General features: G+C 75.1%; 11 protein-coding genes, 1 tRNA gene and 1 pseudogene. 10 read left to right on the top strand and 3 right to left on the bottom strand.

Translation table 11 applies throughout. The features are described from left to right. Positions 1–16: 16 nt before the first annotated feature. Both Q0994_RS01340 and Q0994_RS01345 read left to right on the top strand, forming a co-directional pair. Complete coding sequence (locus Q0994_RS01340; protein ID WP_299527746.1) at positions 17–1,666, top strand: bifunctional aspartate transaminase/aspartate 4-decarboxylase; 1,650 nt, start codon at positions 17–19, stop codon at positions 1,664–1,666. 57 nt (positions 1,667–1,723) lie between these two features. Further along, positions 1,724–2,302 carry a sugar O-acetyltransferase gene (locus Q0994_RS01345; RefSeq protein WP_299527748.1) on the top strand — a complete coding sequence of 193 codons (579 nt, stop codon included), beginning with the start codon at positions 1,724–1,726 and terminating at the stop codon, positions 2,300–2,302. 114 nt (positions 2,303–2,416) lie between these two features. On the opposite strand, the gene Q0994_RS01350 is transcribed toward Q0994_RS01345, so the two are convergent. Together Q0994_RS01350 and Q0994_RS01355 are read right to left on the bottom strand one after the other, a co-directional pair. Beyond that, positions 2,417–3,328: a spermidine synthase gene (locus tag Q0994_RS01350; RefSeq protein ID WP_299527750.1), complete on the bottom strand. Its 912-nt coding sequence runs from the start codon at positions 3,326–3,328 to the stop codon at positions 2,417–2,419. Between the two features lie 99 nt (positions 3,329–3,427). After that, positions 3,428–3,823, bottom strand: coding sequence for a hypothetical protein (locus Q0994_RS01355; protein ID WP_299528131.1), 396 nt, complete (start codon positions 3,821–3,823; stop codon positions 3,428–3,430). A 308-nt stretch (positions 3,824–4,131) separates the two neighbouring features. Between Q0994_RS01355 and Q0994_RS01360 the strand changes: the two genes are divergently transcribed. Beyond that, positions 4,132–5,580, top strand: coding sequence for a tetratricopeptide repeat protein (locus Q0994_RS01360; RefSeq protein WP_299527752.1), 1,449 nt, complete (start codon positions 4,132–4,134; stop codon positions 5,578–5,580). A 95-nt stretch (positions 5,581–5,675) separates the two neighbouring features. On the opposite strand, the gene Q0994_RS01365 is transcribed toward Q0994_RS01360, so the two are convergent. Beyond that, a complete protein-coding gene (locus Q0994_RS01365; protein ID WP_299527754.1) occupies positions 5,676–6,272 on the bottom strand; it encodes a histidine phosphatase family protein in 597 nt (198 codons plus the stop codon). Between the two features lie 339 nt (positions 6,273–6,611). Between Q0994_RS01365 and Q0994_RS01370 the strand changes: the two genes are divergently transcribed. The 7 genes and pseudogenes from Q0994_RS01370 (at position 6,612) to Q0994_RS01400 (ending at position 13,138) form a co-directional block, all read left to right on the top strand. Further along, a complete protein-coding gene (locus tag Q0994_RS01370) occupies positions 6,612–7,556 on the top strand; it encodes a phosphatase PAP2 family protein (protein ID WP_299527756.1) in 945 nt (314 codons plus the stop codon). Beyond that, positions 7,453–8,676, top strand: a complete 1,224-nt coding sequence (locus Q0994_RS01375; protein ID WP_299527758.1) for a hypothetical protein — start codon at positions 7,453–7,455, stop codon at positions 8,674–8,676. Before Q0994_RS01370 ends, Q0994_RS01375 begins: the two co-directional genes overlap by 104 nt. Further along, positions 8,667–10,307 (top strand): hypothetical protein, encoded by a 1,641-nt coding sequence (locus tag Q0994_RS01380; RefSeq protein WP_299527760.1) that lies wholly within the window; start codon positions 8,667–8,669, stop codon positions 10,305–10,307. The genes Q0994_RS01375 and Q0994_RS01380 overlap by 10 nt, the downstream gene beginning before the upstream one ends. Further along, complete coding sequence (locus Q0994_RS01385; protein ID WP_299527761.1) at positions 10,304–11,638, top strand: AAA domain-containing protein; 1,335 nt, start codon at positions 10,304–10,306, stop codon at positions 11,636–11,638. Before Q0994_RS01380 ends, Q0994_RS01385 begins: the two co-directional genes overlap by 4 nt. A gap of 171 nt (positions 11,639–11,809) precedes the next feature. Next, positions 11,810–12,154, top strand: a complete 345-nt coding sequence (locus Q0994_RS01390) for a hypothetical protein (protein WP_299527763.1) — start codon at positions 11,810–11,812, stop codon at positions 12,152–12,154. Positions 12,155–12,376: 222 nt separating this feature from the next. Next, positions 12,377–13,074, top strand: a pseudogene (locus Q0994_RS01395) (bifunctional DNA primase/polymerase). Continuing rightward, a tRNA-Lys gene (locus Q0994_RS01400) sits at positions 13,065–13,138 on the top strand. Before Q0994_RS01395 ends, Q0994_RS01400 begins: the two are co-directional and overlap by 10 nt. Positions 13,139–13,199: the final 61 nt, after the last annotated feature.

A 13,199-nucleotide genomic window follows, 5' to 3' on the forward strand; every position in this document is an offset into this window, starting at 1 on the left:
GGGAGCGGACACCACCATGCCCAAGACCAGCCTCAGCAGGGAAGAGATCCGGTCCTTCGCGCAGCTCAGCCCGTTCGAGCTGAAGGACAAGTTCATGCAGATCGCGCAGTCGGCGCAGAGCGACAAGCCCGGCCAGAAGGGGAAGACCACGCGGGCGATGCTCAACGCGGGCCGGGGCAACCCGAACTGGGTCGCGACCGGGCCCCGGGAGGCGTACCACGCGCTGGGGTACTTCGCGATCGCCGAGTCCAAGCGGGTCTGGACCGCCGACGACCTGGGCGGCATGCCGGAGCAGGAGGGGTGTGCGGAGCGGTTCGCGTCCTTCGCCCGTGCGCACCCGGAGCTGCCGGGCATCGAGCTGCTACAGGCGTGCCTGGACCTGGCGGTCAAGCGGTTCGGCTTCGACGCCGACGCGTTCACGCACGAGCTGGCCGACTCCTCGATCGGCGACAACTACCCGGTGCCGGACCGGATCCTGCGCCACACCGAGCAGGTCGTCCGGGCTTACCTCGGCGACGAGATGTTCGACCACCGGCCGCCCCCGGGCCAGAATCTGAGCCTCTTCGCCACCGAGGGCGGCACGGCCGCGATGTGCTACATCTTCGACTCGCTGATGAAGAACGGCATCCTCGCCAAGGGCGACCGGATCGCGCTGATGGTGCCGGTGTTCACGCCGTACCTGGAGATCCCGGAACTGGACACCTACGAGTTCGACGTGATCAAGGTCGAGGCGAGCCTCTTCACCGAGACGGGGGTGCGCCAGTGGCGCTATCCGCCGGAGGAGGTGGAGAAGCTGGCCGATCCGTCGGTCAAGATGGTCTGCTGCGTCAACCCGAGCAACCCGCCCTCGCTGGCGATGGCGCCGCGGGTGGCCGAGCAGATCGCCTCCATCGTGGCGGAGCGGAACCCGAACCTGATCATCGTGACCGACGACGTCTACGGCACCTTCGTCGAGGGGTTCCGGTCGCTGGCCGCCGAACTCCCCCGCAACACCCTGCTGGTGTACTCGTACTCGAAGCACTACGGAGCCACCGGCTGGCGGCTCGGCGTGATCGGCCTGCACGACGACAACGTGATCGACGCGATGCTCGCGGCGCAGGACGCGGAGCAGAAGGCGCGCCTGGCGCGGCGGTACGGGACGCTCTCGCTGGAGCCGGAGAAGATCCGCTTCGTCGACCGGCTGGTGGCGGACTCCCGGCAGGTGGCGCTCAACCACACGGCCGGGCTGTCGCTGCCGCAGCAGGTGATGATGACGCTGTTCTCGCTCTTCGACATGCTGGACGAGGGGCAGGCCTACAAGCAGCGCATCCGGGGCATCGTCCAGCAGCGCCTCGAACTCCTGCTGGAGGGCGCGCACATGAAGATCTCCGAGGACCCGAAGCGGGCGGCCTACTACATCGAGCTGGACCTGCTCGCGGAGGCCGAGCGGACCCGCGGCAAGGCGTTCGCGGACTACCTGGAGCAGAACTACGAGCCGGTCGACCCGCTCTTCCGGCTGGCGGAGCAGACCTCGGTGGTGCTGCTCAACGGCGGCGGCTTCGACGGCCCCGAGTGGTCGGTCCGGGTCTCGCTGGCCAATCTCGACGACCTGGACTACCTGAAGATCGGCCACCACCTGCGGGCGATCTTCGAGGAGTACGCCCAGGAGTGGCAGGCGGCGGGCTGACCGGCGGGCCGACACGGGAGTGTACGACCGTACGCCTCAGGGTGTACGGTCGTCCGCGTGACCGACTACTTCGCTGGTGACCCCCGCACGAACCGCGAGCGCATGCTCGCCGGCGACCTCTACATCGCCGACGACCCGGACATCGCACGCGAACAGCAGCGCGCCGTGCGCCTGGCCGACGCGTTCCGGGCCGCGTACGCCGAGGACGCCGAGGGCGCGCAGGAGATCGTCCGGGAACTCCTCGGATCGGTCGGGGCGGGCGCGCACGTCCGGGCTCCGGTCTTCGTCGACTACGGGACCTACGTCACCGTCGGCGAGGGCACCTTCGTCAACTACAACCTCACCGCGCTGGACGTCGCCCCGATCACCATCGGCCGCGACTGCCAGATCGGCCCGAACGTGCAACTGCTCACCCCCACGCACCCGGTGGAGCCCGGCCCGCGCCGCGACAAGCTGGAGGCGGCGCGCCCGATCACCATCGGGGACAACGTCTGGCTCGGCGGCGGGGCGATCGTGCTGGCGGGCGTGACCATCGGCGAGAACAGCGTCATCGGGGCGGGTGCGGTCGTCACCAAGGACATCCCCGCCGACGTGGTCGCGGTGGGCAACCCGGCCCGGGTGATCCGCTCCGTCTGAGCCCGTCCCGCACGCCCGCCGCTTCCGGCGGGCGCCTCGATCCACCCGGCCGGCGCCCGCCCTGACACGGGCGCCGGCCGGGGCCGTCCCCCACCGCGCTCCGGCGCGCGGGGGTCAGCGGAAGACCGACGGCGGCGGGACCGGCGACGGCTTGGCGCCCGCGTCGGTGACCACGGCCGCGCCGCCGGTGAAGTCCGCGAGGGCCCGGCCGTGTTCGACCCGGCCGGGGTGCGGGTCGCTCGCCACCCGGCGGGTCAGCTCGGCGACGGCGAGCGGGCGGTCGGAGGCGACCAGCACCGCGTTGCCGAAGCGCCGGCCGCGCCAGACGGCGGGGTCGGCGGCGAGCGCGAGCTCCGGAAAGTGCGCGGCGGCGGTGGCGACCTGCCCGCGCAGGTGCGCCAGCGGCGGGCCGTCGGCGAGGTTGGCGGCGTACTGCCCGCCCGCCTTGAGCACCCGGCGCACCTCGGCCAGGAACTCGGTGCTGGTCAGGTGCGCGGGGGTGCGCGCGCCGCCGAAGACGTCGGCGACGACGAGATCGGCCCAGCCGTCCTGGATCCTGCCGAGTCCCTCCCGGGCGTCCGTGGCCCGGACCCGGACGCGGGCCTGCGGGTCGAGCGGCAGCTCGCGGCGGACGAACTGCACGAGGGCGGCGTCGATCTCGACGATCTGCTGGGTGGAGCGCGGACGGGTCGCGGCCGTGTAGCGGGCCAGCGTGAAGGCGCCGCCGCCCAGGTGCAGCACGTGCAGCGGCTGCTGCGGCGGTGCGGCGAGGTCGATGACGTGTCCCAGCCTGCGCTGGTAGGCGAAGGACAGCCGGGCCGGGTCGTCCAGGTCCACGTGGGACTGGGGGGCGCCGTCGATCTCCAGGCTCCAGCCGTTCGGCCGCTCCGGATCGGGTATCAGCGCGGCGGAACCGCCGTCCACGGCGGCGGTCAGCGTCTCCCGCCCGCCGCGCCGGCGGGAGTCGGTGCGGGCGTCCTTGCGGGGTTCGCCGCCGCCCGCCGCCGCCCGTCCTCGACGTGCCACGTCCGCCGCCCCCGTCCGCAGGTCCGGCCGGCGGGGCACAGGAGAGCGTGCCCGACGCCGGCGTGCGCGGAGAACCCCGCCCACCTGCCCATTATGGGCTCAGCGGTGGTTGTCGGCCGCCTCGATCAGCCGGGCCGCCTGGTCGAGCGCCTCCCGGAGCACGGCGGGGTCGGTGACGGGGGCGTCGTCGGCGGGCGGTAGCAGCCAGCCGGTTCCGCAGGCCGGCGGTTCGGCGGGCAGGCGCAGCCCCCGGCCGTCGGTGCGCGTACACGCACTGCCGGGCACGTCCCACCCGTCGGCGGTGCCCGGTGGCACGAGGAAGCCGAGGGTGTCGCAACCGCCGTCGTGCAGGACCGGGCCCACCGACGTCCGGGCGACGCCCCGGCGCAGGATGTCCACGGCCTCCAGCCCCTGGCGGGCGGGGACGGTCACGAGGTCGCACCACTCCTCGGCGGGGGCGGCGGGCGCCGCCGCGGTCGTGCCGGCGGGCGTCACGGGCGTCCGCGCGCCCTGCGGTGCGGCCTCGGCCGGCCTTGAGCTGGTCTCCGTGCCCGCGTGCGGCAAGGGAACCCCTCCTCTGGTCACTGACGGAGCCACGCTCCGTCTCCGGCAGGTCCAACGCGCCGACCCCGTCAAGGGCTACGGTGCCGGACCCCCGCAAAGGGTGGCAGTTCATGGCGGATCGCGGGGGGTATGCCCGCTTTGTTGCGGAACTCCGTGTGCACGTCCCGTCACAACGGGTACCTTTCTGCTCCGTCGGGCTCCGGAGACGAGGGCCCGGCCGCACCAGAGAGGGCCCCGCCATGGTGACGCCACGGGCAGTACCCAACCTTGTCTTCCGAAGCCTGCGCGGACAGCGTTCCGCGGGCGAGTTCGCGGCCGCCGTACGGCGGGCGGGCCGCGAGATCGGCGAACAGGTCGGGTGCGACGCCCGCTACATCGGCCGGGTGGAGTCGGGTGAGATCCGCTGCCCGAACTACGCCTACGAGCGGGTCTTCCTGCACATGTTCCCCGGCCGCACGCTGGTGGACCTGGGCTTCTCGGACCGCGAGACCGTACGCGGCCGGGGGGCGCGCGCCACGTCCCGCACCACCGCGGTGCCCCGGACGCCCCTCTCCTCCTCCCCGTCGCCCGTGGCGGGGGTGAGGGGGACGGCGGGGGCGCCGGGTGCGCGGGGTACCACGTACACCGACATCGACGAGGAGAGCGACGTGCTGCGTCGCGTGTTCATGAGGGGCGGCGCCGCCACACTGGCGGCCGCCTCGTCCGGGCTGGGCGGTTCCGCCGCGGCCCTCACTCCGCTGTCCCTCCCGGCCCAGCGCCGGGTCGGCGAGAGCGAGGTGCGGGCCGTGGAGAGAGCGGTGCGCGATATCCGGGTCCTGGACGACAAGCACGGGGCGGACGGCCTCTACCGGCGGGCCGCCCAGCCGCTGCGGGCCGCGTACGAACTGCTGGACTCCGGGACCGCCACGCGGCACTCCACCTCGGCGCGGCTGCACGCGGGGGCCGGCGAGCTGGCCCTGTCGGTGGGGTGGCTGGCCCACGACTCCGGCCGGCTCGACGACGCCCGTTCGCACTACGCGGAGGCGCTGGCCACGGCCCGGCTCGCAGGCGATCCGGCGCTGGAGGCGCACGCCTTCTGCAACGCCTCGTTCCTGGCCCGGGACACCGGGCGGCCCCGGGAGGCGGTCCGGGCCGCCGAGGCGGGGACCCGGGCCGCCCGACCGCTCGACTCCCCGAGGCTGCTGGCGCTGCTGGCGCTGCGCGAGGCGGGCGGCCGGGCCGGGCTCGGCGACCGCACGGGCTGCGACCGGGCGATCGGGCGGGCGCGGTCGGCCTTCGCCCGCGGCCCGGCCGACGGCGATCCGGAGTGGATGTCCTTCTTCGGGGAGGCCGAACTGCACCTGCTGGAGGCGCAGTGCTGGTCGGCGCTGGGCGACTGGCCCCGCGCGGCCCGGCACGCGCGGCGGGCCACCGTGCTCCAGGACCCGCACTTCACCCGGAACCTGGCGCTCTACCGGGCGCAACTGGCCGGCGACCTGGCCCGCGGGGGCACCGCCGACGAGGCCGCGCGCGCCGCGCACGAGGTGCTCGACCTGCTGGACCGGGTGCAGTCCTCGCGGGTCCGCCGGATGCTGGCGGACACCGCACGGGTGCTCGACCCCGGCGGCCGCAGCCGGGCGCCCGAGGTCAGGGAGTTCCTGAGCCGCTACGCCGACCACCGCACCGGGCAGCGGGCCCCCACGGCCTGAACCCCGCCTGAACCGGCCGCGCCGGGCCCCCGGTCCGGCGCGGCCCGTCCCCGCGGCCCGGCGCCGCGGCACGCCCCGGCGACCCCGCGCCGGCGTCAGCGCTCCAGGTGCCCGGTGTCGTTCCACCGCTCCAGCGCGGGCGCGCCGTAGGCCCAGCCCAGCACCGACAGCGAGGTCGGCTCCAGCCGGATGCGGGAGCCGAACATCATGTCCTCGCCCAGCCAGCGCGCGGCGAGCGCCCGCAGGATGTGCCCGTGGGCGAAGACCAGCACGTCCCGCTCCTGGGACCGGACCCGGGAGACGACCTCGTCCGCGCGGCCGGCGACGTCGGACGGCGACTCGCCCTCCGGCACCCCGTCGCGCCAGATCAGCCAGTCGGGCCGGTCCGCCTTGATCTGCGCCGGGGTCAGGCCCTCGTACGCCCCGTAGTCCCACTCCATCAGCGCGTCCCACGGCTCGGCGCGCTCGCCGAACCCGGCGATCCGGCAGGTCTCCGAGGCACGGACCAGCGGGCTGGTGCGCACCTGGACTCCGGGCAGTCCGTTCCACGGCTCCCGGTGCAGCCGCTCGCCGAGCAGCTTGGCGCCCTCGCGCCCGGCGTCGAGCAGTTCGATGTCCGTCCTGCCGGTGTGGTTGCCCCGGAGCGACCACTCGGTCTGGCCGTGCCGGGCGAGCAGGATGCGCGGTGCCATGAAGGCTCTCCTGAGGAAACGGGGCCCGAAGGAGCCCGGTGCGGGTCCGGGACCGCGGTGTCCGGGACGACGGGGGGACGCGGGACCGGCCGCCGCGCGAGGGGGCCGGTTCGTCCCGTTCCATCATCGCGCACGCCCCGGACCGGCCACCTCCCGGGCAACCACCCGGGCTCCGCCGGCGTCCCACTCCCCGCGGAAATCGGGCGTGCGACGGATCCCCGGGGGAAACCGCAGGGAACGCGGGTGTTCCCGAGGGGGCCCCGAGGGACAGGACGGCCGTGGTCCGCCGTACGGTTGAACGCCCGCCGTCGGCCGCTTGAACTTGGGGAGAGCCATCGGATGCCGCACGCCACCGCCGCACCCTCCGGCGTTCACCGGCCCCGCTGGTGGAGGGAGCTGCCGCTGATAGCGGCGGTGTACGCGCTGTACTCCGCCGGGCGGCTGCTGGTCCGCGGGGACATACAGGCCGCGGTGCACCACGGGCTGACCATCCTCGACATCGAGAAGACGCTCCGGATCAACGCCGAGCACCCGCTCAACCGGCTGTTCACCGCCCACCCGGCGATCGGCATACCCGCCGACTTCGCGTACGCCTCGCTGCACTACGTGGTCACCCCGGCCCTGCTCGTGTGGATGTTCCGCCGCAGGGCGCGGTGGTACCGGCAGGCCAGGACCTGGCTGCTGACCTCGACGCTGCTCGGTCTGATCGGCTTCACCCTGCTGCCGACCTGTCCGCCCCGGCTGCTGGACGCCCGGCACGGCTTCGTCGACACGATGGCGCAGTACAGCTCCTACGGCTGGTGGGGCGCGGAGGCGAGCGCCCCGCGCGGCCTCGGCGGCATGACCAACCAGTACGCCGCGATGCCCAGCCTGCACGTGGGCTGGGCGCTGTGGTGCGGGGTGCTGCTGTGGCGGCACGGCCGCGGGCCGGTGGTCCGGACGCTGGGCGTCGTCTATCCGCTGGTGACCACGTTCGTGGTGATGGGGACCGCCAACCACTACCTCCTGGACGCCGTCGCCGGCGCCGCCGTGATGGTGGCCGGAGCGCTGCTGACCAGGCACGTTCTGCGGATCGCGGACCGCTGGGCCGCCCGGCTGCGGGCGGTCCTGGGCCTGTCCGCCCGCCCCGGTCCCGCGGTGGGAGCCCCGATTGTCGGTGGCGGGTGCGAGACTTCGGCGGGTGAGCGATTCCCTGGGCGGCGGACCCCCTCCGCACATTCCCCCGTCGCGCGCGGCGGACCCGGCGCCGCGGTCGACGGCGCCGCTCCGGCAGCGGCTCGCTGAGCTGCGCGGGCCCGCCGTGGCCCCGCGCCCGATGGACGCCCGCGCGCTGGCGGCCCTGGCGGCGAACCCCGGCTGCAAGCGGCGCGCGCTGCTCGACGGCGCCGGGGTGGACAAGACGGTCCTGGCGACCGCGCTCGGTTCGCCCTCGGGTTTCGGCCAGTCGCAGTTCGCGTTCATGCGGGGCAACGCCTTCGAGGCCCGGGTCAAGGCCGACGGCGGCACCGAACTGCTGCGGCTGCTGCGCGAGCGGACCGGTGAGGACGCCGGGCCCCCGGACGCGGTGTCACTGCCCGATCTGACCGCCGCCGGGCCGCAGGGCCGGGCGGCCCGCACGGCGCTGGCGCTGCGCGAGGCCACGGAGGCCGGCGGCTGGGCGCTGCTGGACCACCCGATGCTGGTGCTGGAGGTGGCCGGTTCGCCCGCCTATCTGGAACCGGACGCGGTGGTGGTGCATCCCGGCGGCCGGTGGACGGTGGTCGAGATCAAGTCGTTCCCGATGATCGACGGCTCGTCCGACGCGGCGAAGGTGGGCGCCGCCGCCCGGCAGTCCGCCGTCTACGTCCTGGCGCTGGAGGAGGTCGCCGCCCGCACCGGGGGCGCCGAGGTCTCCGCCGACGTGCTGCTGGTCTGCCCGAAGGACTTCTCCAACCTGCCGGCCGCCGAGATCGTCGACGTGCGCAAGCAGCGCGCCGTCACCCGTCGGCAGCTCGGCCGGCTGACCCGGATCGAGGAGATCGCCGACGCCCTCCCGCAGGGCGCCACCTTCGACCCGGGTCGCCCGTCCGAGGAGCTGGCCGCCGCGGTGGAGGCGGTGGACGCGGCGTACGCCCCCGAGTGCCTGGCCGCCTGCGAGCTCGCCTTCCACTGCCGGTCGCGGTCCCGGGCCGAGGGCGCGGTGGAGTCGCTGGGGCGCGGGGTGCGCGGCGAGCTGGGCGGGCTGACGTCGGTCCGCGCGGTGCTGGACGCCGCCCGCGGCAAGGAGGGCGATCCGGCCGACCCGACGGTCGCGGCGCTGCGCCGGGCCGTCGCGCTGCGGGCCGAGGCGCTGGAGGGGGCCGGACCGCCTGACGTGTCCGCCGGGCGCCGCGAGGCCGCGGGAGGCGTGGCCGCATGTCGCTGATCGGTACGCTCGCCCGGCTGGAGGCGGTGGAGAGCGGGCGCGCCCAGCCGCTGGCGACGGTCCGGCACCGCAGGATCGCCGCTCGTCCGCTGGTGCTGGTGCCGCTGACCACCTCCGGCGAGGCGGGTGCTCCGCTGGGAGCGCTGGTGGGCACCGACCGGGAGTCGCCCCGGCTGCTGGCGGTGGCGCAGCCGCGCGACCGCGACCTCCGGTTCGCGTTCCTGGCCGAGCTGGCCGAGGCGGTGCTGCCGCACATCGACGCGCACGCCTCCGCCGTCGAGACCGTCGAGCGCAACGAGGTGGACCCGGAGACCGGCAAGAAGGTCAGGGTCGAGGCCGAGCTGTGCGCGGACGCGGCGCAGATCGTCGTGCCGAGCCGGGCGGGCGTGGAGTTCGTCCGGCTGCTGGGGCGGTCGATGCGGTTCCGCAGGACCGCCGAGGACGACCCGGACACCCCGTATCCGGCGCCCGCGCGGGTGCCGCTGCTGGGTCGCTGGCTGACGCACTACGGCGAACGGGCCCGGGTGCCCGGCTCCTCGCTGCTGACGGCCGCCACCGACCTGCTCAACCGCCACTGGGCGACGGGGCAGAGCAGTGTGGAGGACCAGCACCTGGGGGCGCTGCTGGCCTGGCTGGATCCGCGGGACGGGCTGACCGGCCCGGAGGCGGCGCTCCGGGCCGAGCTGGAGCGGGACCGTGAGGGGCAGCTGGTCTGTCCGCCGGCCGGCCCCGCCACCGATCCCGCCTTCGACAACCGGCTGCTGGCCCCGGCGATCGAGGCGTACGACCGGGCGCGCACCGCGGTGGCGGCGGCGGAGGACGGCCTCGCGGCGGACGCGGCGCTGGGCGCGCTGACGGCGGCGGAGGGCCGGATCAGGGCGTTGCTGGCCGGGGTGATGCTGCCGACCTGGGACGCGGTGTGGCGCGCCCTCGACCTGCTGCGGGAGCTGCCGGAGGGCGAGCGGGTGGAGGAGCGGTGGACCCGCGACCGCTGGTCGTTCACCTCGCACCGGGACCGGGTGACCGCGGGCGAGCCCCCGCAGCCGCGCCGGGACGACGCGGTGACGGCGGCCCGGAAGCTGGCCTCCCGCGAGACCGCGCAGGCGCAGCTCGACGCCCAGGAGGCGCTGGACGATCCGCTGGTGCTGGCGGGCCGGCGGCTGGCGGGCGAGGCGTTCGTCGGCGTGGTGACCGGGGTGGAGATGGCGTACAGCGAGTCGAAGCGGCCCTCGCCGCGCCCGTTGGTCACCGTCCGCACCGCGGAGCGTCCGCACCTGGGCGGCCGGACCAAGGTGTACCGCTCGCTGGACGGCAAGCCGCAGACCGCCGAGTTCGTGCGGTACGCCTCCGGAGGCGAGGAGCCCGGGGACGGAGAGCCGGGGCACGGGGAGGCCGGGGGCGAGGAGGTGCTGGTGGTGCTGCGGATCATGGACCGGATGGGCCGCGGCAAGGAGCCGGCGCCGGGCTCGCTGCCGGAGCCGGGCGACCGGACGGTGTGGACCCTGTTCGAACACGACCAGCGCGGCGGGCCGAAGCTGCCGGACGCGGAGGAGACGCCGTGGACCCACGGCGGCCCGCCCGGAGCCGCCGCCGAGCACGCCGACCCGGTGACCGCGGAGGACCTGCTGTGACGACGGTGACGGATCCGGGACGGGCGGCGGCGGAGGCCACCGCCCGCATCCTCGGCGACACCCTGGACGGATCGGCGCGGGGCGTGGTGGTGGACTCGCCGCCCGGCGCGGGCAAGTCGACGCTGGTGGTCCGCGCCGCCCTGGAGCTGGCTGCCGCGGGCCGCCCGCTGATGGTGATCGCGCAGACCAACGCCCAGGTGGACGACCTGGTGGTGCGCCTCGCGGAGAAGGAGCCCGGCCTGCCGGTGGGGCGGCTGCACAGCAGCGACTCCGACCCGTACGACAAGGTGCTCGACGGCCTCGACAACGTGCGCAAGTCCGCGAAGGCGGCGGACCTGGTCGGGCTGGACGTGGTGATCTCGACGGCCGCGAAGTGGGCGCACGTGAAGAACGTGGAGCCGTGGGAGCACGCGATCGTCGACGAGGCGTACCAGATGCGCTCGGACGCGCTGCTGGCCGTGGCCGGGCTGTTCGAGCGGGCGCTGTTCGTCGGCGACCCGGGGCAGCTCGACCCGTTCTCCCTGGTGGGCGCGGAGCAGTGGGCGGGGCTGACCTACGACCCGTCGGCCAGTGCCGTCTCGACCCTGCTCGCGCACAATCCGGGGCTGCCGCAGCACCGGCTCCCGGTGTCCTGGCGGCTGCCCGCGTCGGCCGCGCCGCTGGTGTCCGACGCCTTCTACCCGTACACGCCGTTCCGCAGCGGGACCGGTCACGGCGACCGGCGGCTGACGTTCGGGGCGGCCTCGGACGGTTCGGGGCCGGACCGGGTGCTGGACGTGGCTGCGGAGGCGGGCTGGGGCCTGCTCGAACTGCCCGCCCGGCACACCCCGCGCACCGACCCGGAGGCGGTGGGCGCGGTGGCGCAGGTGGTGCGCAGGCTCCTCGACCGGCGGGGCGCCGCGGTCAGCGAGCGGGCGGATGGCCCGGTGGCGGTGACGGCGGACCGGATCGCGGTCGGCACGGCCCACCGCGACCAGGCCGCGGCGGTCCGCGCGGCCCTGGCCGGGCTGGGCGTCACCGGGGTGGCGGTGGACACCGCCAACCGGCTCCAGGGCCGCGAGTTCGACGTGACGGTGGTGCTGCACCCGCTGTCGGGCCGCCCGGACGCCACCGCCTTCCACCTGGAGACGGGCCGGCTCTGCGTGCTCGCCTCGCGCCACCGGCACGCGTGCGTGGTGGTCTGCCGGGCGGGCGTCTCGGAGTTGCTGGACGAGCACCCCTCGACGGAGCCGGTGCAACTGGGCGTCACGGTGAAGTTCCCGGACGGCTGGGAGGCGATGCAGTCCACCTGGGACCAGTGGTCGAACCACCGGGTGTCCTGGCGCCCGTGAACCGGCCGCACCCCGCGCGCCGGGACCGCGCGGGTTTTCCGGACGGCGGCGGCGGAAAGACTGTCCCGGGCTCCGGACGGCCGGGGCTCCGGGACACGGGGCGCGCACGGGGGTTGGACAATGGGGGGTGGCCCGTCCGGTCGACGGGCCGCCCGAGGGAGGAAACACCACATGGCACAACCCGAGCGGAACGCACGGCCGAGGATGCGACCCGCGCCGCTGCTCTTCGAGCCGGCCGAGGCCACCGCCGATGAGGAGCACTTCTTCGACCTGGAGTCGATGGAGGATCCGAAGGAGCTGCTGGCCCGCGCGACGGAGCTGACGCACGCGTTCCGGGCCGCGACCGACCGGAGCGTGGAGTTCCAGGCGATGGCCGCCGCCCAGCTCGCCGACCCGGGCCGCTTCGACCGGCTGAGCCCGTCCGACGTGGCGGAACGCGCCGAGTGGACCGAGGACTACGCGAAGAAGATGATCGAGTTCGGCCGCTCGCTGCTGAACGCTCCCCGCGCGTCCTGACCGGCCGCCGCGCCCACCCCGGCCGCCGTCGGAGCGCCGCCCCGGGCACCGGCCGGGCACCGGACCCGGTGGCGCCGTACGGGTCCGGGCGGGCGCGGCGCGGTCACTTCGGGTAAATCCTCTGGCATATGCGCGGGGGCACGGTACCCCTGCGGGCCCACGCTTGTCAGGGATTTGGCAACTGTTGGCGTCAGCACCGTCACGCCCTGTAGACCTGTCTGCATGACCGCATGGCTGACAGACGAAGCGACCCACCGCACCGGTATCCGCGAGCACGGCACGGAGCTTTTCGCCCTGCTGCGGGACCACACCTCCCAGCAGGCCGCCCAGGTCACCGCGGAGGGGGCCGCGTGGCTGGCCGAGGCGTCGGGACACGCCCGCTCGCTGCTCGGCCGGTGGCGGGCCCGGCCGGACGCCCCCGTGGTGCTGCCGTGCGGGAACACCTTCGACGTGGTCAGCGTGCCGGCCCTGTTCGGCCGCCGGATGCTGGAGCGGCTCTGGGGGGAGGGCCCCGGCTCCGGCCCGGTCGCCACCCACCGCGGCCGGATGCTGCTGTTCGCCGCGCCCGGCACCGCCCACCGGCTGCCCTCGCTGCTGGCCTGGGAGGAGTGGGGCACCGGCCCGGCCCCGGAGGACGACACGCACCGTTCGGTGCCGTCGGTGCTCTGTCACGGCAGAGGAGACGCGGTGACCGTGCCGCCGCTGGCCGGAGAGTCGACCGCGGGGCCCCGCTGGCTGGTGGCCCCCGACACCCGCGCACCCTGGCTGCCCGGCCCGGACGCCCTGCTCTGGGCCTGTGTGCGGGCGGCGAGGACGACCGGCCGGCGGCTCGAACCCTGAGCCCGTCCGGGTCCCCGACGGCGATTTTTCCTCCGGCCGATCCGGGTGCTAATGTCTACGACGTCAGCAGGCGCCGCTAGCTCAGTTGGTTAGAGCAGCTGACTCTTAATCAGCGGGTCCGGGGTTCGAGTCCCTGGCGGCGCACAGACGGAAGAAGCCCCTCGCGCGAGCGGGGGGCTTTTTCGTGCGTCCGCCGGGGTGCGAC

Source organism: uncultured Streptomyces sp., assembly GCF_947488945.1.
Lineage (GTDB): Bacteria > Actinomycetota > Actinomycetes > Streptomycetales > Streptomycetaceae > Streptomyces.